Raw genomic sequence first — 24,497 nt, 5'->3', positions numbered from 1 at the left:
AAAAAGGCAACTGTCTCATATAAAGAAAATACATACAGTTGCCTTTTCTTTATTGGCAAATAAGGGGGAGAACACGATGAATGTATATCGTGGAGTTCATGAGTTAATTGGTCATACACCAATTGTAGAAATTACTCGTTTTTCACTTCCAGAAGGGGTCCGTTTATTTGCGAAGCTTGAATTTTATAACCCAGGTGGAAGCGTTAAGGATCGTTTAGGAAGAGAATTAATCGAAGATGCGCTCGAAAAAGGGCTTGTTACCCAGGGCGGAACAATTATTGAACCGACTGCTGGAAATACTGGTATTGGACTGGCACTTGCAGCGTTAGAACATGATTTGCGCGTTATTGTTTGTGTACCAGAGAAATTTAGTATTGAAAAACAAGAATTAATGAAAGCACTAGGTGCAACGGTCGTGCATACACCGACTGAGCAAGGAATGACCGGCGCAATAGCAAAAGCGAAAGAGTTAGTAAATGACATACCGAATTCATACTCTCCAAGTCAGTTTGCGAATGAAGCAAATCCTCGTGCTTATTTCAAAACACTAGGTCCTGAACTTTGGTCGGCACTTAACGGAGAGATTAATATATTTGTTGCAGGAGCAGGAACTGGTGGTACATTCATGGGGACTGCATCTTATTTAAAAGAAAAAAATGTAGATATAAAAACGGTTATTGTGGAACCAGAAGGATCTATTTTAAATGGTGGTAAAGCTGGCTCGCATGAAACAGAAGGGATTGGTCTTGAATTCATCCCGCCATTTTTGAAAACATCTTATTTTGATGCAATTCATACAATCTCTGATCGAAATGCATTTTTACGAGTGAAAGAATTAGCGCAGAAGGAAGGTCTTCTCGTTGGAAGCTCTTCAGGAGCAGCATTTCATGCAAGCTTACTTGAAGCAGAGAAAGCGGCGCCAGGTACAAATATTGTAACGATTTTTCCTGATAGTAGTGAGCGCTATTTAAGTAAAGACATATACAAAGGATGGGAATAAAAAATGAGAGCAAAGACAAAGTTAATTCATGGTATTCGCATAGGAGAACCTTCAACTGGATCTGTAAACGTACCGATTTATCAAACAAGTACGTACAAACAAGAAGCAGTTGGTAAGCATCAAGGATATGAATATTCACGTACAGGCAACCCAACACGTGCTGCTTTAGAAGAAATGATTGCTGTATTAGAAAATGGTCATGCTGGATTTGCATTTGGTTCAGGAATGGCTGCTATTACAGCGACAATTATGTTGTTTTCAAAAGGTGACCACGTTATTTTAACAGATGATGTGTATGGCGGAACGTATCGCGTGATTACGAAAGTATTAAATCGCTTCGGTATTGAGCATACATTTGTAGATACAACAAATCTAGAAGAAGTTGAAGAAGCGATTCGTCCAAATACGAAAGCAATTTATGTAGAAACACCAACGAACCCACTACTAAAAATTACTGATATTAAGAAAATATCTACTCTTGCTAAAGAGAAAGACGTATTAACAATTATTGATAACACATTCATGACGCCATATTGGCAGTCGCCGATTTCTTTAGGAGCAGATATTGTGCTTCATAGTGCAACGAAATATTTAGGAGGTCATAGTGACGTAGTTGCAGGTTTAGTAGTTGTAAATAGCCCACAACTAGCAGAAGACCTTCACTTTGTACAAAACTCAACAGGAGGTATTCTTGGACCACAAGATAGTTTCTTACTACTTCGCGGTTTAAAAACATTAGGAATTCGTATGGAGGAACATGAGACGAATTCACGCGCTATTGCTGAGTTTTTAAATAATCATCCAAAAGTAAATAAAGTATATTACCCAGGTCTTGCATCACATCAAAACCATGAACTAGCAACAGAACAAGCAAATGGGTTTGGTGCGATTATCTCATTTGATGTAGATAGCGAAGAAACATTAAATAAAGTACTTGAGAAATTGCAATACTTTACACTTGCTGAAAGTTTAGGAGCTGTAGAAAGTTTAATTTCTATCCCATCTCAAATGACACATGCATCCATCCCGGCAGATCGCCGCAAAGAATTAGGAATTACAGATACATTAATTCGTATTTCTGTCGGTATTGAAGATGGTGAAGATTTAATTGAAGATTTAGCACAAGCGCTATCATAATAAAAATGCACTGCTAATATTAGCAGTGCATTTTTATTATGATATTTTGTGAAAATATTCACAAAATAGACATACACAAATGAAATGATTTCGTGTATATTGAATTCATGAAGTGTTACTCACGAACAATCATGTGAAATGTTTCACAAACAATGAAGTTCATGTAGGAAAGCAACTCTATTTTTTTACGCTAATCGGGACTTATTGTGACCTACAGGGTCTTATTTAGTCCAAGATAGCAGAATAGGAGGAATTTACATGGTAGTCAAAGAGAAAGTTGTAAATGAAATGCAGGAAGTAAAAGAGATGATTGATACGTTAGTGAATAACGGTCGAAAGGCTTTACAAGCATTAGAAAGTTTTACACAAGAGCAAATTGACAACATTGTTCATGAAATGGCATTAGCAGGTGTTGATCAACATATGCCACTTGCAAAGTTGGCTGTTGAAGAAACAGGGCGTGGTGTATACGAAGATAAATGCATTAAAAATATTTTTGCTACTGAATATATTTGGCATAGCATAAAGAAAGATAAAACAGTAGGGATTATTCACGAAGATCCTCATGAAGAAATAATAGAAATTGCGGAACCTGTCGGTGTAGTAGCTGGGGTAACACCGGTAACGAATCCGACATCGACAACAATGTTTAAAGCATTAATCGCGATAAAAACGAGAAATCCAATTATTTTCGCATTTCATCCTTCAGCACAAAACTGTTCTATTGCAGCCGCGAAAACAGTATACGATGCAGCGGTGAAGGCGGGGGCACCAAAACATTGTATTCAGTGGATTGAAAAACCTTCAGTCGAAGCAACGAAACAATTAATGAACCATGAAGGTGTTGCGCTTGTTTTGGCAACTGGAGGAGCAGGTATGGTGAAATCAGCTTATTCTACTGGAAAACCAGCGCTAGGTGTAGGTCCTGGTAATGTACCATGTTATATAGAGAAATCAGCGCATATAAAACGAGCGGTTAATGATTTGATTTTATCAAAAACTTTTGATAACGGTATGATTTGTGCATCAGAACAAGCAATCATTGTAGACAAGGAAATTTATGATGATGTGAAAACAGAAATGATTGCAAATGATTGTTACTTTGTAACTGAGGAAGAGAGAAGAAAATTAGAAAAGCTCGTTATTAATGAAAATACATGTGCAGTAAATAGTGATATTGTAGGGAAATCAGCACAGTATATTGCTGAATTAGTTGGAATTACTGTACCTAAAAATACAAAACTGCTTGTAGCTGAAATACAAGGTATCGGAGCAGCATATCCACTATCTCGTGAGAAATTGAGTCCAGTATTAGCTTGTGTAAAAGCAAATTCATTAGAAGAAGGATTTACATATTGTGAAGAAATGTTAAGCCTCGGTGGTTTAGGACATTCAGCAGTCATTCATTCTGTAAATAAAGAAGTGCAAAAGCAATTTGGATTACGCATGAAAGCTTGCCGCCTCATTGTAAATGCCCCTTCATCACAAGGAGGAATCGGTGACATATATAATGGGTTTATTCCATCACTTACGCTTGGATGTGGCTCGTATGGGAAAAACTCAGTTTCTCAAAACGTAACAGCGACGCATTTATTAAATATAAAAAGGTTGGCAAATAGAAAAAAGAATATGCAGTGGTTCAAGTTACCACCAAAAATTTATTTTGAAAAACATGCGACAGCATATTTAGCAAGTATGCCTAACATTTCACGTGCATTTATTGTAACGGATCCGGGAATGGTTGAGCACGGATATGTAGATACAGTCGCGCACTATTTACGTAAACATGCAAATGATGTGAAAGTTGAAGTTTTCTTTGAGGTCGAGCCAGATCCATCAGATGAAACTGTGTTTAAAGGTGCGGAAATGATGAGAAGTTTTAAGCCGGATGTCATTATCGCACTTGGTGGTGGTTCAGCTATGGATGCAGCGAAAGGGATGTGGCTTTTCTATGAGTACCCAGAAACAACATTCTATGGAATTAAACAAAAGTTTTTAGATATAAGAAAACGTACATGTAAATATCCGGAATTAGGAAATAAGGCGCAGTTTGTTGCCATTCCAACGACATCAGGAACGGGATCAGAAGTGACACCGTTTGCGGTTATTACAGATAAGAAAAATAATATAAAGTATCCGCTTGCAGATTATGAATTAACACCAGATGTAGCAATTGTTGATCCGCAATTTGTAATGACAGTACCACCACATGTAACAGCAGACACTGGGATGGACGTATTAACGCATGCAATAGAGGCGTATGTGTCTGTTCTGGCAAATGACTATACAGATGGATTAGCATTAAAGGCCATTGATCTCGTATTTAAATATTTACCAAGAGCATTTAAAGATGGAAATGATGAAGAAGCACGAGAAAAAATGCATAATGCTTCTGCAATTGCAGGTATGGCATTTGCAAACGCGTTTCTAGGTATTAATCACAGTTTAGCACATAAGATTGGGCCGGAATTCCATATTCCGCATGGGCGTGCGAATGCAATTCTTATGCCGCACGTAGTTCGCTATAATGCTATTAAGCCAAGAAAACACGCATTGTTTCCAAAATATGAGCACTTTGTAGCTGATGAACGTTATGCACATATTGCGAGAATGCTCGGGCTTCCAGCAAGTTCGGCGGCAGAAGGTGTGGAATCACTCGTTACAGCAATTATTGAGCTTGGAAAAAGTTTAAATATAAATATGAGTATTGCAGGACAAGGAGTTGCTAAAGATCAATTTGAAGAGGTTGTTGGATTATTAGCAGAAAGAGCTTTTGAAGATCAATGTACAACAGCTAATCCAAAATTACCTCTTATTTCAGAGCTGAAAGAAATTTATATGGAAGCATATAAAGGTGAGTAATGGTTATGAAAGAGTCGCAATAAAGCGGCTCTTTTTCTTTTGGAAAACATCTCCCAGAATGGCTGTATTTACTTGTCTTTAAGTTTAATAGAATATGATACAGTGAAATGGAGGAGTGAGAATATAATGAAAGAATTACAAGAAAAAATAGAAGATTATACTCGGTTCGGACAAATCCTTCTCGCTGTAAGTACATTGTTAATGGTTGGCTTATTGATTCCGAATGGAGCAAAAGAAGCATTACAACCTTTTGTTATGATGGGGAGCATCGTTATATTTTTAGGTTTATCCTTCTTTTTCTTTCAGCGTGTGAAAGTGATGCGAGACGAGTTAGAGGGAAACGAATGTGAATAATATTGATAAATAGAGCGTTACAAAAAGAAGGAATCTTTTTGTAACGCTTTTTGTTTTTTCTAGAAAATGTATGCGTTCCATATTGACAATGATAATCCTTATCAATTAAAGTAGAATAGTAGTTAATGATTATCATTATCAGTTAGAGGTGGAAGGATGAAAAAATCTATTACGCTATTCACAGCGATTTTATCAATTTTTTTCTTATTAATAGGTTGCAGTGCAAAAGGAGACGAAAAAGCATCGGCAACAAAAACGGAAAAAGGAAAAGAGAAAATCGAAGTTACGGATCTGTCAGGAAGGAAGGTAACATTCGATAAGACGCCAGAAAGTTTTGCTACGTTGAGTATGGGAGATATGGATATAATTCATGCTTTAGGTGGAAAAATAGTAGGTCGTCCAGATGCAAAAATAACTCTTCCAGAGGATGTAAAGAAAATACAAGTAATCGGGAACGCACATCAGCCGAATTTTGAGCAAATTGCTAGTGTAAAGCCTGATGTACTTATTGCTAACAATGGATTCCAAAAGAACGTTCCAACGGTTGAAAGACAAGGAACGAAAGTAATGATTTCTTCTGCGAATTCTGTACAAGATATTCAAAAGAATATTGAGTTATATGGAACGATAATGAAGAAAGAAGATAAAGCAAAAGAACTTAACAAAAAAATTAATGATCAAATAAAGAAATATGAGAAAAAGAGCGATGTGAAAGCATTGCTAGTGTATGGAGCACCAGGTACATATTTAGCAGCATTACCAACATCTTTATCAGGTGATATTTTAGAAAAGACAGGCGGGAAAAATATTGCAGCTGATTTTCCAGAAATGAAGGAATATCCGCAATATGCACAGCTCAGCGTAGAACGTATTATTGAGGCAAATCCAGATGTGATTTATTTAATTACACATGGAGATCCAAATAGCGTTAAAAAAGCATTTGAAGGCGAAATGATGAAAAATGAAGCATGGAAAAATTTAGATGCAGTAAGACAAAATCGTGTAGTTATTTTGCCACCTGATTTATTTGGATCTAATCCTGGAACAAAAGTTACAGAAGCGATGGACTTTATGTATAAAAGTATACAAGATGTAAGGAAATGATAAGTATGGAAAGTAGTGAAGTAGTAAGGGAAAAGGAACATCCTTTTGCGAAAAAAAGATGGATCATAGCAGTTAGTTTAGTTGTATTAACGATCTTAGGTCTTTTTTACGGCCTTTTCGCAGGAAGCTTATCCTTTTCTTTACGAGATATTCTAACAGGGATACAAGATGAGGGTTCGACAGTTCATCGAATTGTATGGGACCTTCGTATACCAAGAGTGCTCGTTGGGTTTATAGTAGGGACATGTTTAGCTGCATCTGGTGCATTACTACAAGGCGTTATGAGAAATCCTCTTGCAGATCCTGGTATTATTGGAGTTTCATCTGGAGCAGGCCTTGTAGCAATTGTAATTATGACTTTATTCCCTCAGCATATGGCTTTTTTACCGCTCGGGGCGTTTTCAGGAGCTTTCATAACGGCGATGGTCATTTATGCTTTATCATGGCAAAAAGGGGCACCACCTTCAAGAATTGTCTTAGTAGGTGTATCAATTAATGCATTAATTGGTGCAGCGACGTCGGCGTTAATGTTATTACACAGTGACAAAGTACAATCCGTGTTACCTTGGTTAGCAGGTGGCATTGGTGGGGTAAGTTGGGCACATTTAAACATGATTATTTATTATGCAATATTCGCTATTATATTGGCCTTCTTTGGTATCAAGCATATTCGAGTATTAATGCTTGGAGATGAAATGGCGAAATTATTAGGTCATAACGTGGAGAGAAGCCGGTTTTATTTAATAGTAGTAAGTACGTTATTAGCTGGAATTGCGGTTAGTGTTTCTGGTCTTATTGGATTTGTCGGCCTTGTCGTACCACATATGTTACGTTTATTAGTTGGAAATGACTATAAATATTTACTGCCATTATCATGCCTTGGCGGCGGGGTATTACTTGTTTTTGCGGATGCAATAGCTCGAAGTTGGTTTGACCCAATCGAATTGCCTGTTGGTATTTTACTGTCCTTCTTAGGTGGTCCGTTCTTCTTATATTTAATTCATAGAGGAGGAAAACGAAGTGATTTCCGTTAACAAAGTGTTTTACGCACACTCTGAAAGATTTCAAATGCAAAATATGAATGTACATATTAAGGCTGGAGAAATCGTTAGTTTAATTGGTCCGAATGGATCGGGAAAATCTACTTTGCTTCGTTTAATAGCAAGGCTACTGAAACAAAGCGAAGGGGACATCATTTTAGATGGGAAAAATATTCATATGATGAAGAGTGCTGATGTAGCGAAGCAATTAGCGATGTTACCACAAATGCATGATCATCAATTAGATTTAACAGTGAAAGAACTAATTGAGTTCGGAAGAGGTCCACATAAATCATGGAGTAGCCGCTTAAATAAAGAAGATGAAGAAATTGTTGATTGGGCATTGTCTGTTACAAATCTTGAAGGGTATGAATATCGTCTTTTACATTCTTTATCAGGAGGGGAACGGCAACGTGCTTGGATTGCGATGACGTTAGCGCAACGTACAAATGTCTTATTATTGGATGAACCAACAACCTTTTTAGATATCGTTCACCAGTTGGAAGTAATGGAACTTGTGAAACGATTAAATGAGGAGTTTGGAATGACAATTATAATGGTTTTACATGACATTAACCAAGCTGCTCAATATAGCGATCGTTTACTTGTATTAAAGCGAGGAAAGATTCAGTATGATGGTATACCAGAAGAAGTACTATGCCATGAAATGTTTCAACATGTATTTGGCATAGATGTAGATATTTTTCAAGGAAGTGACAAGCCTTTTTTTACACCGAAACGAATTTCTAAAAGGGGAGAAGAGCGATGCAAACAGAAGAGCGTATTACCACGGAATTAGTAAGAGAATTTGTTATGGCAGCTCACGGGGATTTAGAGAAAGTACAAGAGCTATTGGTTGAATCACCAAGCTTACTTCACGCCTCTTATAATTGGGGTGGATCAGATTGGGAAAGTGCGTTAGGCGCATCGGCACATGTAGGTCGTAAAGATATTGCTCTTTATTTACTAGAAAAGGGTGCTCGGATGGATATTTTTGTAGCAGCTATGCTTGGTGAATTAGAAGTTGTACAAGCTATTTTAGTAGCTCAACCAGAAGCATTGCGTGCATCTGGCCCTCATGGTATTTCTCTTCTTCAACATGCACGAATGGGTGGAGAGAAATCTAAGCGTGTATATGATTATTTAGCAATACTATCTTAATGAACGAAGGAAGTTCTTATGTGCGGTAAACTTTTCACTTGAAACAATTGGAAAGTTTACCGCCCGTTAGAACGGGATAAGTATCTAGTATATTTGAAAATCCTACACCCCCCTCAATTGTAGTTTTCTTTATGCTAGTTATGATATGGATGCAGTGGACAATATTTGTCTACTGCTTTTTTTAGTTATTTAGAATGAATATTCTGAATTTTATCGTTGGTTCATTTATCCCGCTATTTTCCAGGCAGTAAGACTCTCGCCTGAAAATTCAGTTAAAGAAAAGAAGTTAGACGGGAGATCCACTGCCCGTAAACGTCGGATTGGTAAAGGCTAATAATCAGTGGGGTGAACAAAATTCCCCACTGATTAAAGTTTCACTTTATAATAAATAGTAACATACCGTATACATACAAAACATGATCGTGAAATGAAGAATAAATTAGTGGAAAGGAGTGCCAGCATGTTTCATACAGAACGTTTACAAATTCGCAAATATACAATGGATGATTTACAGTTCTACGCTTCACTATGGGGGAACGAGAAGGTAATGCGTTATATTGGAAATGGGACATTAAAAACATATATGCAGTGTAAAAAAAGTCTGGAGGAATGGGTGATTCCTAGCTATAAAAACGGTCTCGGTTTATTTGTATTGATTGAAAAGGAAACGGGAACAAGAATTGGTCATGCAGGGCTGGTAAAGCAGAAAATAGATGGAAAAGAGGAAATTGAAATTGGTTATTGGTTACTTCCTCAGTATTGGGGAAAAGGCTATGCAAAAGAAGCGGCGGCAGCATTTCGTGACTATGGTTTCCAAGCATTACGAATGAATAAATTAATTTCTCTTATTAATCCGAATCATCCCGCCTCAATATTTGTTGCTAGAAAAACTGGGCTCAGCTACGAGAAAACAACGTCATTTCATGGAATCGATGCTCTAGTTTATTCTATTAAGCGTGTTGGATGAAAAAATTACTTTTTTAAAGGTAAATTGCATTTTTTGAAGAATGGTATATGAAAATAAAGGGAGGGGTTACATGTACATTTATCATAATGGACTTATTATTCGTGAGGGAACGAGTAGTGTACCAGCATATGCAATTAAAGCTTTATTTGAAGATGCCGGTTGGAGTAATGATAATATCCCTTCTTGGCAAATTGAAAAATTTACGATAGCATTCGAAAATTCAACATGGGCTTTCACAATTTGGGATGAGGAAGAGATGATTGCGATGGTTAGAGTCATTTCTGATGGAATTATGATTGCGAACATAGTAAATTTAGTTGTGAAGTGTGAATATAGAGGGAAGGGATTAGGTAAGAAGCTTGTAGCTCTTTGCCTGCAAAAACTTCCCCACGGTGATTGGTTTGCGCATACATCAGCGAACAATTTTGATTTTTATAGAAGCTGTGGATTTGAAGTTAGAGAGCTATCGAGAAATGGAACATGTGCGTATTATGGATATCAAGTCGCAAAAAGAGATGGTCACCGATAAATGAATGGAAAGTAAAAAAGTATAGCGAGGTAATTTTGAGACTTTTGATAATAGAGAATGGATTGAGGCTCGTTTTATGATAAAATAAAAGAAAATTCTGTTTATTATTAGGGGGATAAAAATGAGTGTAAAAGCTGGGGATGTATTTAAATATGAAAGAAGATTTACTGAGGAAGAAGTTTTTGAATTTGCAAATATTACCGGTGATAAAGGTAGACACCATGTGGAATACGATGAAAATGGAAGATTAATGGTTCATGGTTTATTGACTGCTAGCATTGGGACGAAAGTGGGAGAAGAGTTACATTACATAGCAAGAGAATTAGTAAGTGAGTTTATTAGACCAGTTTTCACAGGAGATACGATCACTTGTGAACTAACTTTAACAAATGTTGAGCAAATGGAAGGCTATAAAAAAGTTTCAATCGAGTCAGTTTATCGCAATCAGCATGAAAAGACTGTACTAGTTGGGACAAGTTATGGAATTATAAGGGGATAAAAAAGAAGCCTGTTTAACAGGCTTCTTTTTTATTATTTAGTAAACACGTTTTCGATTTTCTGCATAACTAGAGATGAGTAATAATGCAGTTTCTTCTCCTATATTACGAACAATATGAGGAACGCATGCATTCCATGAGAAAGAATCACCTTCTTCTACAATTGCAATATCTTCACCGTGCTGAACTTCTAATTTTCCGCGTAATACAAGGTGACATTCTTCCCCTTCATGGGCATTTGGTGAATTTTCTTTCGGGAATCCAGTAGGGATTTCTACTAAAGATAGGCGAAGGCCCCCTTGCTCCGCAACATGTTCAATTCTTTGCTCATCTTTGCCGTATACACTGTATTTCCGTTCTTCTTTTTTGACAATTTTTAATCGATCTTTTTGCTCTAACAATAAATAGGGAAGGGGAACGTTTAAAAAATTGGAGATCGTTTCTAAAGTTGAGATAGATGGTGATGTTTTATTATTTTCAACCTGACTCATAAATCCTTTAGAAAGACCTGTTCCCTCACAAATTTGTGCGATTGTTATGCCCCTACGTTGACGAATTTCACGTATTGCAGAACCAATATTCATAAAATCAAGCTCCTTTTTGTAAACAACTATTTGTATCATAGCAAAAAAAATATATTTTTTCCCAGTGAAAATGAATTGACGAATAAAAAAAATTAGTGTATGTTTTGTAATGTAAATAAAAGTTTTGTATAAGAAAACTATAAAGGAGAGAAAGAAATGAATCAACATATTGGTAACTTAATTATTCGTATCGTGTTAGGGGTAACATTCTTCATGCACGGTTTAACAAAATTCCAATCAGGAATTGACAATATTGCAGGGTGGTTTACAAGCATTGGTTTACCAGGAGGACTTGCATATGGTGTAGCAACATTTGAATTAGTTGGAGGCCTATTATTAATTCTAGGTTTAGGTGTAAGATATATTGGATTATTATTTGCGCTTGTTATGGTTGGAGCAATCGTAAAAGTGAAATGGTCAGCTGGTTTATTGGGAGATGGAAAAAATCCTGGTTTCGAATTAGAACTTGCATTATTAGCAATGGGTGCATATTTATTTGTTGCAAAAGCTGATGGTTTTGTAGATAATTTCTTAAAAGAAAAAATGTCAAAGAAGAACTAATTTAAATGGGAGGGCTAACAAGATGAGTTTTCAACTTCATCCCGATACAACACTTGATGTTGTTCATTTATACGTATCTAATGTAAAGAAATCACTAGAGTTTTATACGGAAGTACTAAGTATGAAGGTGCTAAAAGAAGAAGAAGCAGTCGTTACATTTGGGAATGAAAATGATGAACCACTTCTTATCATTGAAGAAAAGAAAGAAGCTTTTCCGAAACAAAGAGCAAGAACAGGGTTATATCATTACGCAATTTTATTACCAAGTAGGCAGGATTTAGCGAATGTTCTTCGTCATCTTGTAGAGATGGTATATCCACTACATGGCGGAGCCGATCATTACTTTAGTGAAGCTCTTTATTTAGCTGATCCAGATGGAAACGGGATTGAAATTTATCATGATCGACAAAAAGAAGTTTGGCGTGATGAGAATGGAGAACTCCCATTTGTTAGTAACCCGTTAGCTGGTGAAGAATTATTACAGCAAGGAAGTACATGGAATGGATTTCCAGCTGGTACTGTGATGGGGCATATTCATTTCCATGTAGCTGATTTAGAGGAAGCGAAACGTTTCTATGTTGATGGTCTTGGTTTTGAAGTAACGATCCCAGCTCGTAATGGAGCGTTGTTCGTATCAGCAGGTGGTTATCATCATCATATCGGTTTAAATACGTGGCAAGGTGAAGGGGTACCACCGCAAATGCCAGGTTCTGTTGGTTTAAAATATTTCACAATTGTACTAGCGGATGAAAAACAAAAAGAGCAAGTATGTGAAAGCTTAAAAAATATTGGCAAGATTGCTACGTACAAAGATGGAATATTACAAGTCGAGGATCCATTTGGACATTGTATCCATTTCAAAATAAAAGGAGAAGCCTAAAAAGGCTTCTCTTTTTTATTTTCTTATAATTGCTTTTTCGTTTTGTAAAAATAGTTCATCAAATTGCTTCGCAAGCTCAAAATCTAGTTTCGTTAAACCTTTCGCATTCCAAGATGACAAAGTAATAATAACTGCTTTATACTGGATAAGGATAAATGGATGGTGATTATGTTCTTCTGATAGTTTGGCGGCTTCAGAGACAAATTCGACTCCTTTTAAGTAGTCGGAAAACATATATTTTCGTTCAATCCATTTTTCATCTTTTACCATCCATTTATCTACTTTCAATAATTCCTCGTGAACTTCTTCTTCAGTTAATCTTAGCATCATTTTTCACATCCTTTACCGGAAGTAACGCAAGACCATTGTTAATAAGGCGTGTTACAGCTTCGTCAGTTGTGAAAGTAGAAAGTTGATGTAGTAATGCTGCAGATGTTTCATGCCCTTTGTTATGCTCTAAAAGTAACTCTAATACTTCAAGGCGCAGCAACCATTCTTTCGCATAAAATTTATTTAATACTTCTTGAATTGCTACTAATTGATCGATATGCGCTTCGTGTAAAATCCCCTCACTTCGAATATCTCGAACTGTTTGATACATACGTTCAAGTTCATTCAGTACAAGTGGAGCAGGAATTTCTTGAACTTCTTCATCCATTGGGAAAAATGCTGCTGCATCTGCGGCACCTGGGAATACTGAAGTGATTTGTGAGCCAACAGCCATATCAAATGCGCCCCATGAAGCATCAAATAAAACGCGGGCGTTATAAGTAACTGTGCAATCGATAAAGGAAATAAGAGCAATTTTCTTATCGTTTTTTACAATATCTGTTACTGTTCCTTTTACATGAATACCACTTGCAAAAGTAAACTCAGCGATAGTTCCAATTGTAATTCCTAATGATTGTAGTTGTTCGTCTGTACAATTTTCTAATGCAATATTTTCAGTGAGTAATCCAATTGGTGTTCCAAATCCGTCACTGTGTACAGAAGTAGAATGATTCGCTAACTGTTTATTATGAAGTGCTAATGCCGTTGGCGAATTTGTTCGCATGTAAATCACTTTACCTGCATCGTTTTCAATTGTCTCGCTAAATGTACCTGTAATTTGTAATCCGCTATTTAGCTCAGCTGTTGCATAGTTCTCAGAGCGAATTGCTTTTTCTAAACCTTCTTTTCCACCTGTTTTAAAGGCCATTGTTTTAGAAAATGTTTCAAGCGCATCTGTTAATTCTTCAAAGGATTCACAAACAAATAGTTGTGGTTGCATTTTTGTTACGTCATAAGTTGTCCCTATACATGCTTCGATAGAAAATGGAACCTTTTCTACAGCGTCTGTTAAGCAATGTTTGCTTTCGCCAACAGAAGAAAGGAGACCAGCACCATATATCTTTGGATCATCTATATTTCCGATCAATCCATATTCTACTGTCCACCAGAAAAGACGTGAAATTTGTTCAGCTTCTGATAAACCAGAAACTAAGTTTTGTTTTTCAATTACAGCATTTTCAGCAGCCTTAACTTCATCAGGAGTAGAAGTAGGGCTTTCTTTCACTATCGTTAATGTACGAACAGCTTCAAATGCATCATGTTCTTCTTTTGTAGAGAAAGCTTTTGCACCAATTTGCCCAAAACGTTTCACATATTTTGCATATGTAGGATCAAGTAAAATCGGTGCGTGTCCTGCGGCTTCGTGTACGATATCTGGAGCTGGTGTGTACTCGATATTTTCTACTTTCCGAATATCTGTTGCGATCGGTAGTAATCCGTGTCCTTGAAAATCGAAGAATGCTACGCCGGGAATAAGTCCGTCAATCGTTACAGCGCCCCAGCCACTTGGTGCCAAACACTCATTCATTTCTTCTACTTTTGGAATTGCATCTATATTAATACCAGATGATTGTAGTCCGTTCACATAGGCTGGATGAGCAACGTCTTTTAAGAAGCTATGATTTTGTCTCATAATGTAACGCCACACAGCGTGATTCACCGGTGTGTATTGATCATAATGTTGTGTGGATACGAATGGTTTTAAATGCGATGGAATTTCTGTTTTCTTTGTCATTTAGACATCCTCCTTTTTTTCTATAAAATTGAATATCGATTTCGTATAGCTTGTATCACCTCCCTTCATTATTTGTAAGCGCTTATAAAATTTTATCATAAGATTCGGAATTATTTAACATCTGTTTCTGTGAGAAATAGAAAAAGCCCCTATCGGAAAATCCGATAGGGGCGAAAGAATCGCGGTACCACCCTATTTGTAAGTGAAAATATACTTACATCTCAATTAATGATAACGGAAAAATTCCGTCTTTTCCTTCATGCATAAAAGCACTACGAAAAAGAAGCTCCAGAATTGTAATTCATACTTATATATGTGCTAATTTCCACCGACCATTAGCTCTCTGTAACAGGGATATAAGATACTACTGCGATTCTTTCAACGCGTATATATGAAATTGTGTAAGAGGATGGACGCAAAAAAGTCCCTATCGGAAAATCCGATAGGGACGATAAAAATCGCGGTACCACCCTATTTGTAAACAACTAATTGTTTACCACTCACTTTACGATAACGGAAAGATCCGTCTTTCTCTTCATGCATAAAAAGCATTACGGGAAAGAAGCTCCAGAATTGTAATTCACGCTTGTATATGTACTGATTCGCACCAACCATCAGTTCTCTGAGACAGTGATATAAGTCGCTACTAGTATTCCTTCAAAGCCGATATATAATTCGTTCAACTAAACTATGTTTTGTATTATAAAACTATATTAAAAAAATTGTCAACAAAAATTTTTTATCCCGTGTTAATGAGCAGTAAAATTCCTACCTCAAAATTCGGTTGGAGCAAAGAAGTGAGATGGGAGATTAACTGCCCGTAACTCCCGATTGGTGAAGGCTAATAATCAGTGGGGATGAACGAAATCTCCACTGATTAAAATTTTACTTTATTTCACTTCTAAATTAACAGTTAAATTAGAGGTATTGCCAGCTGCATCAGTTGCTACAATGTGAATAGTATTTTTTCCTTCTTGTAATTGAGTGCGATCGAAATAAATGTCATAGCTTTTCTCCCAAGGGTTCAGGAATGCCTGTTCCCATACACCATTTCCGTTAATTTCATATTGCATTCTCACTGGAATACCAGGTGCTATCCAACCAGATTCTGACATCCAATCTAGTAGAATATCATCAACTTTTCCTCTAATTACGAGATTTTCTTGGTCAACCTCGTGTGTTAACTTAGGTGCAGTTCGATCAAGAAATACAGCAGCTGTTTGCTTTGTTTCCCCGCCAGAATTAGAAGCAACTGCTTCAATTTGATATAGCCCATCAGTTAAAGGAGTGCCATCTGCTTTTGTACCATTCCATTTGAAAGGTTTATACCCAGGAGTTGCATTTTTAGCTTGATGGATAATCCCTTGATACGTTACACGTTCTTTCGTAACTAAATTTGCATGCAATGTGATATCATCCACAGGCGCAACTAAATAGTAGTTGATGAGATTATCATCTAGTACGTGGTCGCCATTTGGGCTAAAAGTAGAATTAATAATTTCAAGTCCATCGATACGTTTATAATCTTTAGGATCGATACTAAATGTGAATGGAATTCGAATTTCTTCTTTTGCCCCTTGTTCTTTTACATATACATTTCCAGTATACACACCTTGTTGTAGTGAGCTATCTACAGTGATAGTAAATGGTTTTTCGGTACTACTATTCGGTTGAATGCTAATCGATGAAGGGACAGAAGCTTTTACTTTTGTTTTTGTGTTTGCATCTAGTAATTCCACACGAGTTGAAAAACTTTTCTTTTTACTAGAAAGGTTTTGTAATGTAACATTTTGCGTCAGTTTTACTTTTCCGCTATTGGGCTTAATAAGACCGAAGCTGACATTGTTAGGTTTTACTAATACATTTGTTTGAGCTGCTTTCGGAATGTTAATTAAACCAGATCCTTGTGCCATAACAGGGTATGTATTTTCATTGACATCATGTAATGTTTTGGCATTGTTGGCAAGAGCCGCTTTCAATTGTTCTGTCGTCCAATCAGGATGCATTTGACGCAAGAGGGCAACCGCTCCAGCTACTTGCGGAGCAGCCATACTTGTTCCGTTATGCGATTCATAGCCGCCTCGCGGTACTGTACTAGTAATTTGTACTCCAGGTGCAACAACATCAGGCTTTATTAGCCAACTTCCTTGTGATGGTCCTCTTGAACTAAAGTTACCGATAAGTTCTGTTTGCTTTGGTTGTCCAATTTTTATATTTTTCTTTCGTTTTGTAATTAAAGTTTTTAATTCTTCCCCATTTGTATTTGATAATTGCATTACTGGGACAGCTAGATGTTCACGTGAAAAATATTCCGGCATCATATTAATTTCTTTTTCGCTAGAGATTAATAACACACCAAGTGCACCAGCTTGCTTCGCTTGTTCTGCTTTTACTAATGTACTAGAAGTACCTTGTAAAATAAGTGCGAATTTCCCTTTCACATCTTGTTTTGCATAATCACTTGGATTGCCATAACCAACATATACAAGAGGAGAATCATTTCCTATTGGAAAATCGGATTTTGATAATGGTAACCCTTGATATGTTTTGCTGGAACCAGTTACTTGGAATGTTGGAAACGGGATAGAAACCGTAGATGCTCCAACAGAAATGACACTACTTGCGTTACCGGGAGCATCAACAGACCAAGGTTTTGGTCCGTCATTTCCATTTGAAACGACAGCAGTAACACCAAGTTTCGCTGCTCGTTCTAACGTTAATGTTACAGGCTGATCAGGTACATTTAAATCCTGCCCAAGGGAGAGGTTTAACACATCCGCACCATCTTGAATTGCTCGCTCAATTCCTTGGATAATATCATCTGTTGTACCAGTTCCACCGTCATTCATTACACGATAGGCTAGAATAGAAGCGTTTGGAGCAACGCCTTTAATTTTTCCGTTACCCGCAATAATTCCAGCTACATGAGTACCATGTACGTTACCATCCATTGGATCGTTATCTTCATCAACCGTGTCATATCCACCGATATAATTTGCCTTTAGGTCAGGGTGTGTATAGTCTACGCCAGAGTCGATAATGGCTACTTTCATGCCTTTTCCATCAAGCGGTTTGCCAAATGAATCTTTTAAATTCCACGCTTCAGGTGCACCAATTGTCGGTCCACCGATATTTGGTGCTTCTTCGTTAATAGCACTTTTTGATGTTTCATGCAATTTATATGTTAAGTTCGGATAGACTGCTTTTACTTCAGGTAAAGAGGCAAGAGAGGTAATTTGATCTCCAGGAATTGAAATAGAGAATCCGGAAAATAACGTATTATACACTTCTTTAATTTTTGCACCAGGTGCTTTTTCTTTTATTTTCTTAGTCGTATCTTCTTGTGCTTTTTTGAGCTCAGCATGATAAGACTGTGCATTACTATTTTGTAAATCTGGAGCATGCTGAATGTTACTTTGTGAAGCGAGTGGAGCATGTTGCAATTCTACAATGACTGAAATTTCTTTTGTTGTTTTTGTTTCAACATGTTGAGCAATTTTATTTTCTCCCCACTGTTCAATCGTTGTTTTTAGTTGTGGACTAAATTGCTTCTCTTTTTGCAGCGATTCAGCATGCGCGCTTAAAGCTCCAAAACTGGAAAAGACAAGCGCCATACTTAATAGTGCAGATGTAGTTTTTTTCATTGAAACTCCCCTTAATAAAAAGTGCCAATATTCCGAAAAGTTATCTTACATTTTTGTTATAAAATATAAAAACGAATGTTGGATAAACTATACTTTCGACATAATTCATACCAATCCTCTTTGAATTAAAAATTTATTGGAAAATTTTTTGGGATTATGTCGAATGGGGCATTTTTCACATATTGTAGGTGGGGTGTGAGGAATGCTATGAGGGAAATGGAGGAGTGTTATGAAACGGTTTATAGTAAGCTTTGGTACAATGTTAATCGTATTTTTATGCTCAATTATTAATATTAGCGCGGAACATAATGGGGTGAAGGTGAAAGTTGCTTTTATTCGTCATCATGATCTTTGGATTAAAATTGATGGAAAAGAAAAACAAATAACAAAAGGTGAGTACATAACAGGTCCGAAATGGTCTCATGATGGAGAATGGATTTCTTATGCTAAAGGAAAGAAGCAAAACACTTTGGAATTGTACCGAGTGGAAGATGGAAAGAAAGTTAGGCCATTGCAATCTGAAGCATCGAATTATCAATGGTCACCGAAAGAGAATATAATTGCATTTGTATTTATGAATACATTAAATACGTTTGATGTCAAAAATAAGAATACAGATTTTGAAAATGTATCGGCTGGTGTAGGTGATTATGCATGGTACCCTGATGGAAAGAAGTTTCTTGTATCTTCTGAAGCACACTTACTTCCAACAGGATGGACAGGAGCTCAGCTATATGAAGTGCAAACAGATGCACATATGAATCCTCACAAAATGAAGCATTTGTATGCATTACCAAATGAACATGATGATTTTTTAGCATTAGTTGCAAGTGGGTTTAAGTGGTCACCGAATCAAAAGTGGATTTCGTTTTTAGCAGTCCCGACAGCTTCATGGTCAGCTGATAGCAATACGCTTTGCCTAGTTCGGGCAGATGGCAGCCGGTTTGAAAAAGTAGATCAAATGTTATTAGACACACAATGGTTTCAATGGGCGCCTTCAAAAAATATATTAGCCTATATTGAAGGTAGCGGGAGAGTTGCGTTAGAGAATAAACATTTAAAAGTAAAAGAATTGCCAGCACTTCAGCAGAACACATTTACACCGAAAGGACATGTCGATTGGGATTTTACATGGAAGAACGATAACGTAATTATCGTTTCACGAGCAAAAGAGGCAGGGATAGAAACTCCACCAGAAAAAAGACCACTACCATCTTTATATGAGATCGATAGTACAAGCGACGAACAACATCGAATCACAAAGCCACCTCATAGGCAAGGAGATTATCATCCAATCTTCATGAATAAGAGTAATCAATTAATATGGATACGTTCAGACCGTAAGAAAGCGGATGTATGGTTTGCTCATAAAGATGGAAAACAGGAAAAGAAGTGGATTGAAAATATAGATGTGCCAGAGTGGTATTATGAGAGATGGAATTGGGAAAATGTTATCTCGGTGAAAGAGGAATAAAAAAACGTGCCTAAAAGATAATTTTAGGCACGTTTTTTTATTGTTATTTATGTGTTTTATTAGGCTTTTTTTTCGCTGGGTTTCCGTTTCCCTGACGCTTTCTGTTTTGTTCATCTTTTGCTTGTTTTTCATGCAGTGTATCTAAAAAATCATTTGAGTTACTCATTTTTATATCTCTCCTTTCATTTCGTCCTAATTACTATAACCATTTAGGAGGATAATCATGAGATGAAAAGTTAAGCGCTTAATTTCCTTCGGTAGTATACGTAAAATATGCTATACGTAATAAATAGCATAAATAAAATTTGTAACTCTACATTTTCTTTTAAAATAGTTGCGACAGAAGATGGTAAGTAAGGTGATGTATCGCTCTTCCCTACATCTAACCATTTGTTTAAGAGGTTAATGGTACAAAACATAAAAACACCGGACCAGCTTGCAATAATTGCTTTCTGTTTAATTTTTGTTTCACGTTCATCATCTGTAATCCAAGGATTAGCAGTTTTATCCCGCATTAACGGGCAGTAAGACCTCCACCTCAAAATTCAGCGGAGGCAAAGAAGTTAGGTGGGGATCAACTGTCCGTAAAAGCCCGATTGGTCCAACTAATAATCCGTGGGGGGATGAACAAAACCCCCACGGATTAAAGTTTCACTTTATCACTACTAAAAAATCCATTTATGTATCCCCATATAATCATTCCAATTAAGATGGTTATCCATTTTATATTTTTTGATTCACTTCTCCCTTGTAAAAAGTGTTTTACATATCAGTTTTTCATATAGCAGGAATAAAGTATGAGATAGGGAAGAAATATGTAAGAGGATTTCATAATGAGAGGAGGAAGGGGATGGAAATCGTCTTTGTTCGGCACGGGGAAGGAGAACATACAAGGGATTTGCCATCAAGTTTAAAAGTGCTTCATCCGCCATTGACGGATGAAGGAAGGAATCAGGCTAAATTACTTCAATGCAATGTGCCATTACAAGAGACGGATATATTAATTGCTAGTCCTACACTTAGAACTTTGCAAACAGCGACAATATGGAGTGCGAAAGTTGCTTGTCAAAAAATCGTTCATCCATATGTATCTCCGCGTATTTTTCCTTATCGAGAAGAAGCGAGAACATTACCGTGCGATTATATAGTAGATCAGGGAATGATAACAAAGTTATTTCCGCATTTTTCGATAGAGAAAAGCTCAAATAATCAGTTATGGAAGGAAGGTATAAACACTATTTCAGAGAATAGTTTTCAGCAAATAGTAGATGAATTTCTTCTTTGGTGTTATGAACTGAGTGTTGAAAGAATTTGCATTTTATCTCACGACGGGACAATTACAGCATATAGGCAATATTTACAGAAAGTCGTTTTAACTAGATCTGATTTTTTGCAAGAAACGGGTATATATGAAATGGATGTATCCCTTAAAAGTTTGATTAATGAGATCTAATGATAGGATGGAGGTTGTATGTTGAATGTTGCAATAGTAGTTGGCTTTAATTCTGATTTAGAGGCGCAATCAATCCGAGCATCGCTTGAATATTTTGGAGCAAAAGTTATAACATACTGGATTGGTAGACCGAAAGAGTTCATCGATATTCTTTCTGGAAAGGGTTTATATAATGATATCGATTATGTTGTCTTTTGCTTTCATGGTGAAGAAGGGAAGTTTGTCATGGAAGAGTTAGGCGAAGAAGTATATGAACAAGATGAACCGAGAGGGTATTTTGGTGCAGAAGAAATTTATGAATATGCAAAATTGCATAATACACATATTGTAAATAGCGGGTGCACGTTAGGGGAGCAAAATCTAGCAAAATCTTTTTTACATAGTGGTGCGAAATCATATATTGGATCGATTGATTATGTAGATGGAAATGCAGCACTTATGTTTACTATACGCTTATTTTATGGGGTTATTAACCATGGGAAAACGTTAGAAGAAGCGTTTCAAGAAGCGAGTTTAATTGATGAGGAGACACATACATTTCGATTCTATAATTAGTGTGAAACACGTTTATTCTATATTCGAATAAACGTGTTTCACATTTAACTCACAATTTTTTTACATTTTTTTCAATGAAAATGATTATCACCTGTGGTATGATATGTTCAAGTTTTTACAGGTAATAAAAGTTACTATATAAACGTTAGTTTTGAATGTTTCATACGCATGTCACGAATTATTCATAATTAACGTTTTAAAAATAAGTAACTAATGTTATTATATTATCTGTAACTAACTTAATTACAACTTTAGGAGGAAGATATGGTTATTCAATTTTTAAGAGAAAACAAAGCAGTTTCTTTTGTATTAGCAGTAATTCGAGTATATCTTGGTTACACATGGTTAATGGCTGGAATCGGTAAACTACAAGGAAAAGGATTCGATGCAACAGGTTATTTGCAAGGTGCAATTGAAAAATCTAAAGGTGCACAACCGGCTGTTCAATCTTGGTGGGCATCATTCTTACAAGAATTTGCAATTCCAAATGTAGATTTGTTTAATACACTTGTAACATGGGGGGAAATTTTAGTCGGAATTGGTTTAATTGTAGGCTGTTTAACAAAAACAGCGGTCTTTTTTGGCCTTGTAATGAACTTTTCCTATATGTTTAGTGGGTCAATTGGTGTGAACCCTGAGATGGTTATCTTATCTATGTTTGTTCTTGTTTCCGGTATGAACGCTGGGAAATTTGGAATGGATGGCTTTGTTATCCCGAAAGTATTAGGATCAAAAACTCAAAAACGCCAAAAGCAAGCTGCTTAATATATGAAAACGGGTATCTCAAAATGAGATACCCGTTTATGTTATTTTTCAACTTTGATCGGATTGTTCTTAAAGAAATCTTTTACATACCCGACAAATTCTTGTGGTTCTTGGCGAAATGGTGCATGATAACCTTTTTCAATAATATGGAAAGTACTATTCTTTAAGAATTGATGATACGTTTCTCCTTCTTTCCAAGAAACGCTACTATCATTTCTTCCCCATATAATTAAGGTTGGTTGTTTCATTTCATTTGCATTGATTTGAAGACGTCTAGGCCATAATTTCATTTTATTGTAATGCTCTTCATCGTTACGTTTAAATTTCACTTTGCTCTCATCATAATCTGCAACAGCAGAAACAGTATTTAAATCAGTTGATAATTGTGGCTTAGGAGAAACTTGTTTATTAACGAATGTATGAGGACCTCCTGTAGCATCAGTTAAAATAAGGTGGGTAACGGCTTCAGGATATAAATATGTTAAATTAAGAGAAATTTCTCCCCCCATTGAGTGTCCCAGTATTGCAAACGAATCATAACCTAGTTTTTTCATTAATTTATAATACAAATTTGCATGAGTTGGGAAAGAATAATAAAAATCCATCGGCTTAGATGAGCGCCCGAAGCCTAAAGCATCTACAGAAATAATTGTGTGATCTTTTGCTAAATCTGAGTAAACCTTTTGAAAACCATCTGATGATCCTCCAAATCCATGGATCATAAGTAAAGGTGGCTTTTCATTACCAATCTTTTTAAAGTAAATGGTTTGCCCATCTATTTCTACCATTTTTTCCTCGGTAGCTAGTTTCGCTGTAAGTGTATTTTTAACTTGTTTTACTTGTTCTACTGGCTTTTCTGCTGCACTACACCCTACTAATAATGTAAGAGTAAGACAACCTACCATAAAATAGCTAAATCGCTTCAATTAGGTGTCCCCTTTCTAACATAACGCTGTATCTATCATAGCAAATAGCATATTACGATTTCCAGGAAGTTGGCTATCATTTTTTATCATAAGAGGTGAAAGGAGCGTTTCTTGGAAATTTTCTGTTTGAAGAAATTTACGAAATGAAAATTGTGAATATGGGACATCAATCCTTACTGTGCCACTCCAGCATTCGCATATCTCTTTGAATAATTGAATAGCATCCTTCTCTTGCTTTGCAATAAGTGGAGTGACGCATAATATGTTACCTTTTTGTACACATAAGGAAAAAGCTTCTATACAGTTGTTTCTCTCAATTTTAAAAGAATGGCTAGTTCTTGGTAAGAGCGATGAATAAAGTAAAGAACGATTAGCACCAGTTGTAATTTGATCAAGAGAAATAAGTGATACAAGATCTTGTTCTGTCACTTGTTGCGTAGGAGTAATATGTGTTTTAGTAGTTTGTTTCTCAAAACGATGAATCGTAGTTACTGTTTGAAATCCGCACGATGTATAAAGAGGCTCGCCAGCTTTTGTTGCAATAAGTGCAATTGGTTGTTTTGGGTGAGTGTGTTCTAAGCAGTGATTAAGCAACATACGCCCGATGCCTCGGCCTTGAAAATGAGGATGGACGATTAACATGCCAATAGTAGAAAAACTATCTTTAAAAGGAAATACTCCTCCAGCTGCAATCAGTTTATTTTCATGCATATAACCGACAAGTGTGCCAAGAGAAAGGTACATTTCGAATTGTTTTTTCATAAATGCTTTATCTTGTAACCATCCAATAGCTTTACAAAGGTCGAGTAAATCAAAAATAAAAGATTCATCTAGCTGTATTGTTTTCATAAATACCCCCCACATTTCTATTAATTTTTATAAAAGTAGATTGAAAATGTTAAATAAGAGATTTACGTTAAATGAAATCCAACTTGTTTA

General features: G+C 36.3%; 25 protein-coding genes and 2 other annotated features. Of the genes, 17 read left to right on the top strand and 8 right to left on the bottom strand.

Annotation, left to right across the window (positions count from 1 at the left end):
• Positions 1–76 precede the first annotated feature (76 nt).
• From ATN06_RS22275 to ATN06_RS22225, 11 genes are all read left to right on the top strand, one after another.
• The gene (locus tag ATN06_RS22275; protein WP_060632348.1) at positions 77–1,000 is read left to right on the top strand and encodes an O-acetylserine dependent cystathionine beta-synthase; all 924 of its coding nucleotides are present in this window, start codon (positions 77–79) and stop codon (positions 998–1,000) included.
• A 3-nt stretch (positions 1,001–1,003) separates the two neighbouring features.
• Entirely contained in the window at positions 1,004–2,137 is a 1,134-nt protein-coding gene (locus ATN06_RS22270) for a bifunctional cystathionine gamma-lyase/homocysteine desulfhydrase (RefSeq protein WP_060632347.1), read from the top strand.
• A gap of 258 nt (positions 2,138–2,395) precedes the next feature.
• On the top strand, positions 2,396–4,999 hold the full coding sequence (gene adhE, locus ATN06_RS22265) for a bifunctional acetaldehyde-CoA/alcohol dehydrogenase (protein ID WP_060632346.1): 2,604 nt from the start codon (positions 2,396–2,398) through the stop codon (positions 4,997–4,999).
• A 126-nt stretch (positions 5,000–5,125) separates the two neighbouring features.
• A complete protein-coding gene (locus tag ATN06_RS22260) occupies positions 5,126–5,353 on the top strand; it encodes a YrhC family protein (protein ID WP_060632345.1) in 228 nt (75 codons plus the stop codon).
• Positions 5,354–5,509: 156 nt separating this feature from the next.
• The gene (locus ATN06_RS22255) at positions 5,510–6,457 is read left to right on the top strand and encodes an ABC transporter substrate-binding protein (protein WP_060632344.1); all 948 of its coding nucleotides are present in this window, start codon (positions 5,510–5,512) and stop codon (positions 6,455–6,457) included.
• Between the two features lie 5 nt (positions 6,458–6,462).
• The gene (locus ATN06_RS22250) at positions 6,463–7,491 is read left to right on the top strand and encodes a FecCD family ABC transporter permease (RefSeq protein WP_060632343.1); all 1,029 of its coding nucleotides are present in this window, start codon (positions 6,463–6,465) and stop codon (positions 7,489–7,491) included.
• Positions 7,478–8,296 carry an ABC transporter ATP-binding protein gene (locus ATN06_RS22245; protein ID WP_006926759.1) on the top strand — a complete coding sequence of 273 codons (819 nt, stop codon included), beginning with the start codon at positions 7,478–7,480 and terminating at the stop codon, positions 8,294–8,296. The genes ATN06_RS22250 and ATN06_RS22245 overlap by 14 nt, the downstream gene beginning before the upstream one ends.
• Positions 8,263–8,658, top strand: a complete 396-nt coding sequence (locus ATN06_RS22240) for an ankyrin repeat domain-containing protein (RefSeq protein WP_060632342.1) — start codon at positions 8,263–8,265, stop codon at positions 8,656–8,658. The genes ATN06_RS22245 and ATN06_RS22240 overlap by 34 nt, the downstream gene beginning before the upstream one ends.
• A 427-nt stretch (positions 8,659–9,085) precedes the next feature.
• The gene (locus ATN06_RS22235) at positions 9,086–9,625 is read left to right on the top strand and encodes a GNAT family N-acetyltransferase (protein WP_004408018.1); all 540 of its coding nucleotides are present in this window, start codon (positions 9,086–9,088) and stop codon (positions 9,623–9,625) included.
• Between the two features lie 70 nt (positions 9,626–9,695).
• Positions 9,696–10,154, top strand: a complete 459-nt coding sequence (locus tag ATN06_RS22230) for a GNAT family N-acetyltransferase (protein WP_000276126.1) — start codon at positions 9,696–9,698, stop codon at positions 10,152–10,154.
• 121 nt (positions 10,155–10,275) lie between these two features.
• Positions 10,276–10,653: a hotdog family protein gene (locus tag ATN06_RS22225; RefSeq protein ID WP_000111564.1), complete on the top strand. Its 378-nt coding sequence runs from the start codon at positions 10,276–10,278 to the stop codon at positions 10,651–10,653.
• A gap of 36 nt (positions 10,654–10,689) precedes the next feature.
• Here the strand turns inward: ATN06_RS22225 and ATN06_RS22220 are convergent, their stop codons facing one another.
• Entirely contained in the window at positions 10,690–11,235 is a 546-nt protein-coding gene (locus tag ATN06_RS22220) for a helix-turn-helix domain-containing protein (protein WP_001020693.1), read from the bottom strand.
• A gap of 156 nt (positions 11,236–11,391) precedes the next feature.
• Here ATN06_RS22220 and ATN06_RS22215 point away from each other — a divergent pair, with 156 nt between their 5' ends.
• Positions 11,392–11,796 carry a DoxX family protein gene (locus tag ATN06_RS22215; protein ID WP_001071553.1) on the top strand — a complete coding sequence of 135 codons (405 nt, stop codon included), beginning with the start codon at positions 11,392–11,394 and terminating at the stop codon, positions 11,794–11,796.
• A 22-nt stretch (positions 11,797–11,818) separates the two neighbouring features.
• On the top strand, positions 11,819–12,676 hold the full coding sequence (locus tag ATN06_RS22210) for a VOC family protein (protein ID WP_000009833.1): 858 nt from the start codon (positions 11,819–11,821) through the stop codon (positions 12,674–12,676).
• 15 nt (positions 12,677–12,691) lie between these two features.
• Here the strand turns inward: ATN06_RS22210 and ATN06_RS22205 are convergent, their stop codons facing one another.
• The 3 genes from ATN06_RS22205 to ATN06_RS22195 all read right to left on the bottom strand — a co-directional run bounded on the left by ATN06_RS22205 (position 12,692) and on the right by ATN06_RS22195 (position 18,385).
• Positions 12,692–13,006, bottom strand: a complete 315-nt coding sequence (locus ATN06_RS22205; protein WP_000979537.1) for a 4a-hydroxytetrahydrobiopterin dehydratase — start codon at positions 13,004–13,006, stop codon at positions 12,692–12,694.
• On the bottom strand, positions 12,987–14,741 hold the full coding sequence (locus ATN06_RS22200; RefSeq protein ID WP_060632341.1) for an aromatic amino acid hydroxylase: 1,755 nt from the start codon (positions 14,739–14,741) through the stop codon (positions 12,987–12,989). Before ATN06_RS22200 ends, ATN06_RS22205 begins: the two co-directional genes overlap by 20 nt.
• A 163-nt stretch (positions 14,742–14,904) precedes the next feature.
• Positions 14,905–15,132 (bottom strand) — a binding site (T-box leader).
• Positions 15,133–15,182: 50 nt separating this feature from the next.
• Positions 15,183–15,411, bottom strand: a binding site (T-box leader).
• Positions 15,412–15,631: 220 nt separating this feature from the next.
• Positions 15,632–18,385, bottom strand: coding sequence for a S8 family peptidase (locus ATN06_RS22195; RefSeq protein ID WP_060632340.1), 2,754 nt, complete (start codon positions 18,383–18,385; stop codon positions 15,632–15,634).
• Between the two features lie 229 nt (positions 18,386–18,614).
• Between ATN06_RS22195 and ATN06_RS22190 the strand changes: the two genes are divergently transcribed.
• On the top strand, positions 18,615–19,859 hold the full coding sequence (locus ATN06_RS22190) for a TolB family protein (RefSeq protein ID WP_060632339.1): 1,245 nt from the start codon (positions 18,615–18,617) through the stop codon (positions 19,857–19,859).
• A 43-nt stretch (positions 19,860–19,902) separates the two neighbouring features.
• Here the strand turns inward: ATN06_RS22190 and ATN06_RS22185 are convergent, their stop codons facing one another.
• On the bottom strand, positions 19,903–20,025 hold the full coding sequence (locus ATN06_RS22185) for a DUF4023 domain-containing protein (RefSeq protein ID WP_000071861.1): 123 nt from the start codon (positions 20,023–20,025) through the stop codon (positions 19,903–19,905).
• A gap of 70 nt (positions 20,026–20,095) precedes the next feature.
• Positions 20,096–20,374 (bottom strand): hypothetical protein, encoded by a 279-nt coding sequence (locus tag ATN06_RS22180; RefSeq protein WP_060632338.1) that lies wholly within the window; start codon positions 20,372–20,374, stop codon positions 20,096–20,098.
• A 335-nt stretch (positions 20,375–20,709) separates the two neighbouring features.
• Between ATN06_RS22180 and ATN06_RS22175 the strand changes: the two genes are divergently transcribed.
• The 3 genes from ATN06_RS22175 to ATN06_RS22165 all read left to right on the top strand — a co-directional run bounded on the left by ATN06_RS22175 (position 20,710) and on the right by ATN06_RS22165 (position 22,632).
• Complete coding sequence (locus ATN06_RS22175) at positions 20,710–21,312, top strand: histidine phosphatase family protein (RefSeq protein ID WP_060632337.1); 603 nt, start codon at positions 20,710–20,712, stop codon at positions 21,310–21,312.
• A gap of 18 nt (positions 21,313–21,330) precedes the next feature.
• Entirely contained in the window at positions 21,331–21,867 is a 537-nt protein-coding gene (locus ATN06_RS22170; protein ID WP_060632336.1) for a hypothetical protein, read from the top strand.
• 264 nt (positions 21,868–22,131) lie between these two features.
• Complete coding sequence (locus tag ATN06_RS22165) at positions 22,132–22,632, top strand: DoxX family protein (protein WP_000236612.1); 501 nt, start codon at positions 22,132–22,134, stop codon at positions 22,630–22,632.
• Positions 22,633–22,673: 41 nt separating this feature from the next.
• Here the strand turns inward: ATN06_RS22165 and ATN06_RS22160 are convergent, their stop codons facing one another.
• Complete coding sequence (locus ATN06_RS22160; protein WP_060632335.1) at positions 22,674–23,558, bottom strand: alpha/beta fold hydrolase; 885 nt, start codon at positions 23,556–23,558, stop codon at positions 22,674–22,676.
• Between the two features lie 15 nt (positions 23,559–23,573).
• A complete protein-coding gene (locus tag ATN06_RS22155) occupies positions 23,574–24,407 on the bottom strand; it encodes a GNAT family N-acetyltransferase (RefSeq protein WP_060632334.1) in 834 nt (277 codons plus the stop codon).
• Positions 24,408–24,497 lie beyond the last annotated feature (90 nt).

Source organism: Bacillus thuringiensis (genome assembly GCF_001455345.1).
Taxonomy (GTDB): Bacteria; Bacillota; Bacilli; order Bacillales; family Bacillaceae_G; genus Bacillus_A; species Bacillus_A thuringiensis_N.
Note: the sequence above shows the minus strand (reverse complement) of the source record. Positions and strands in the feature narration are given on the sequence as shown.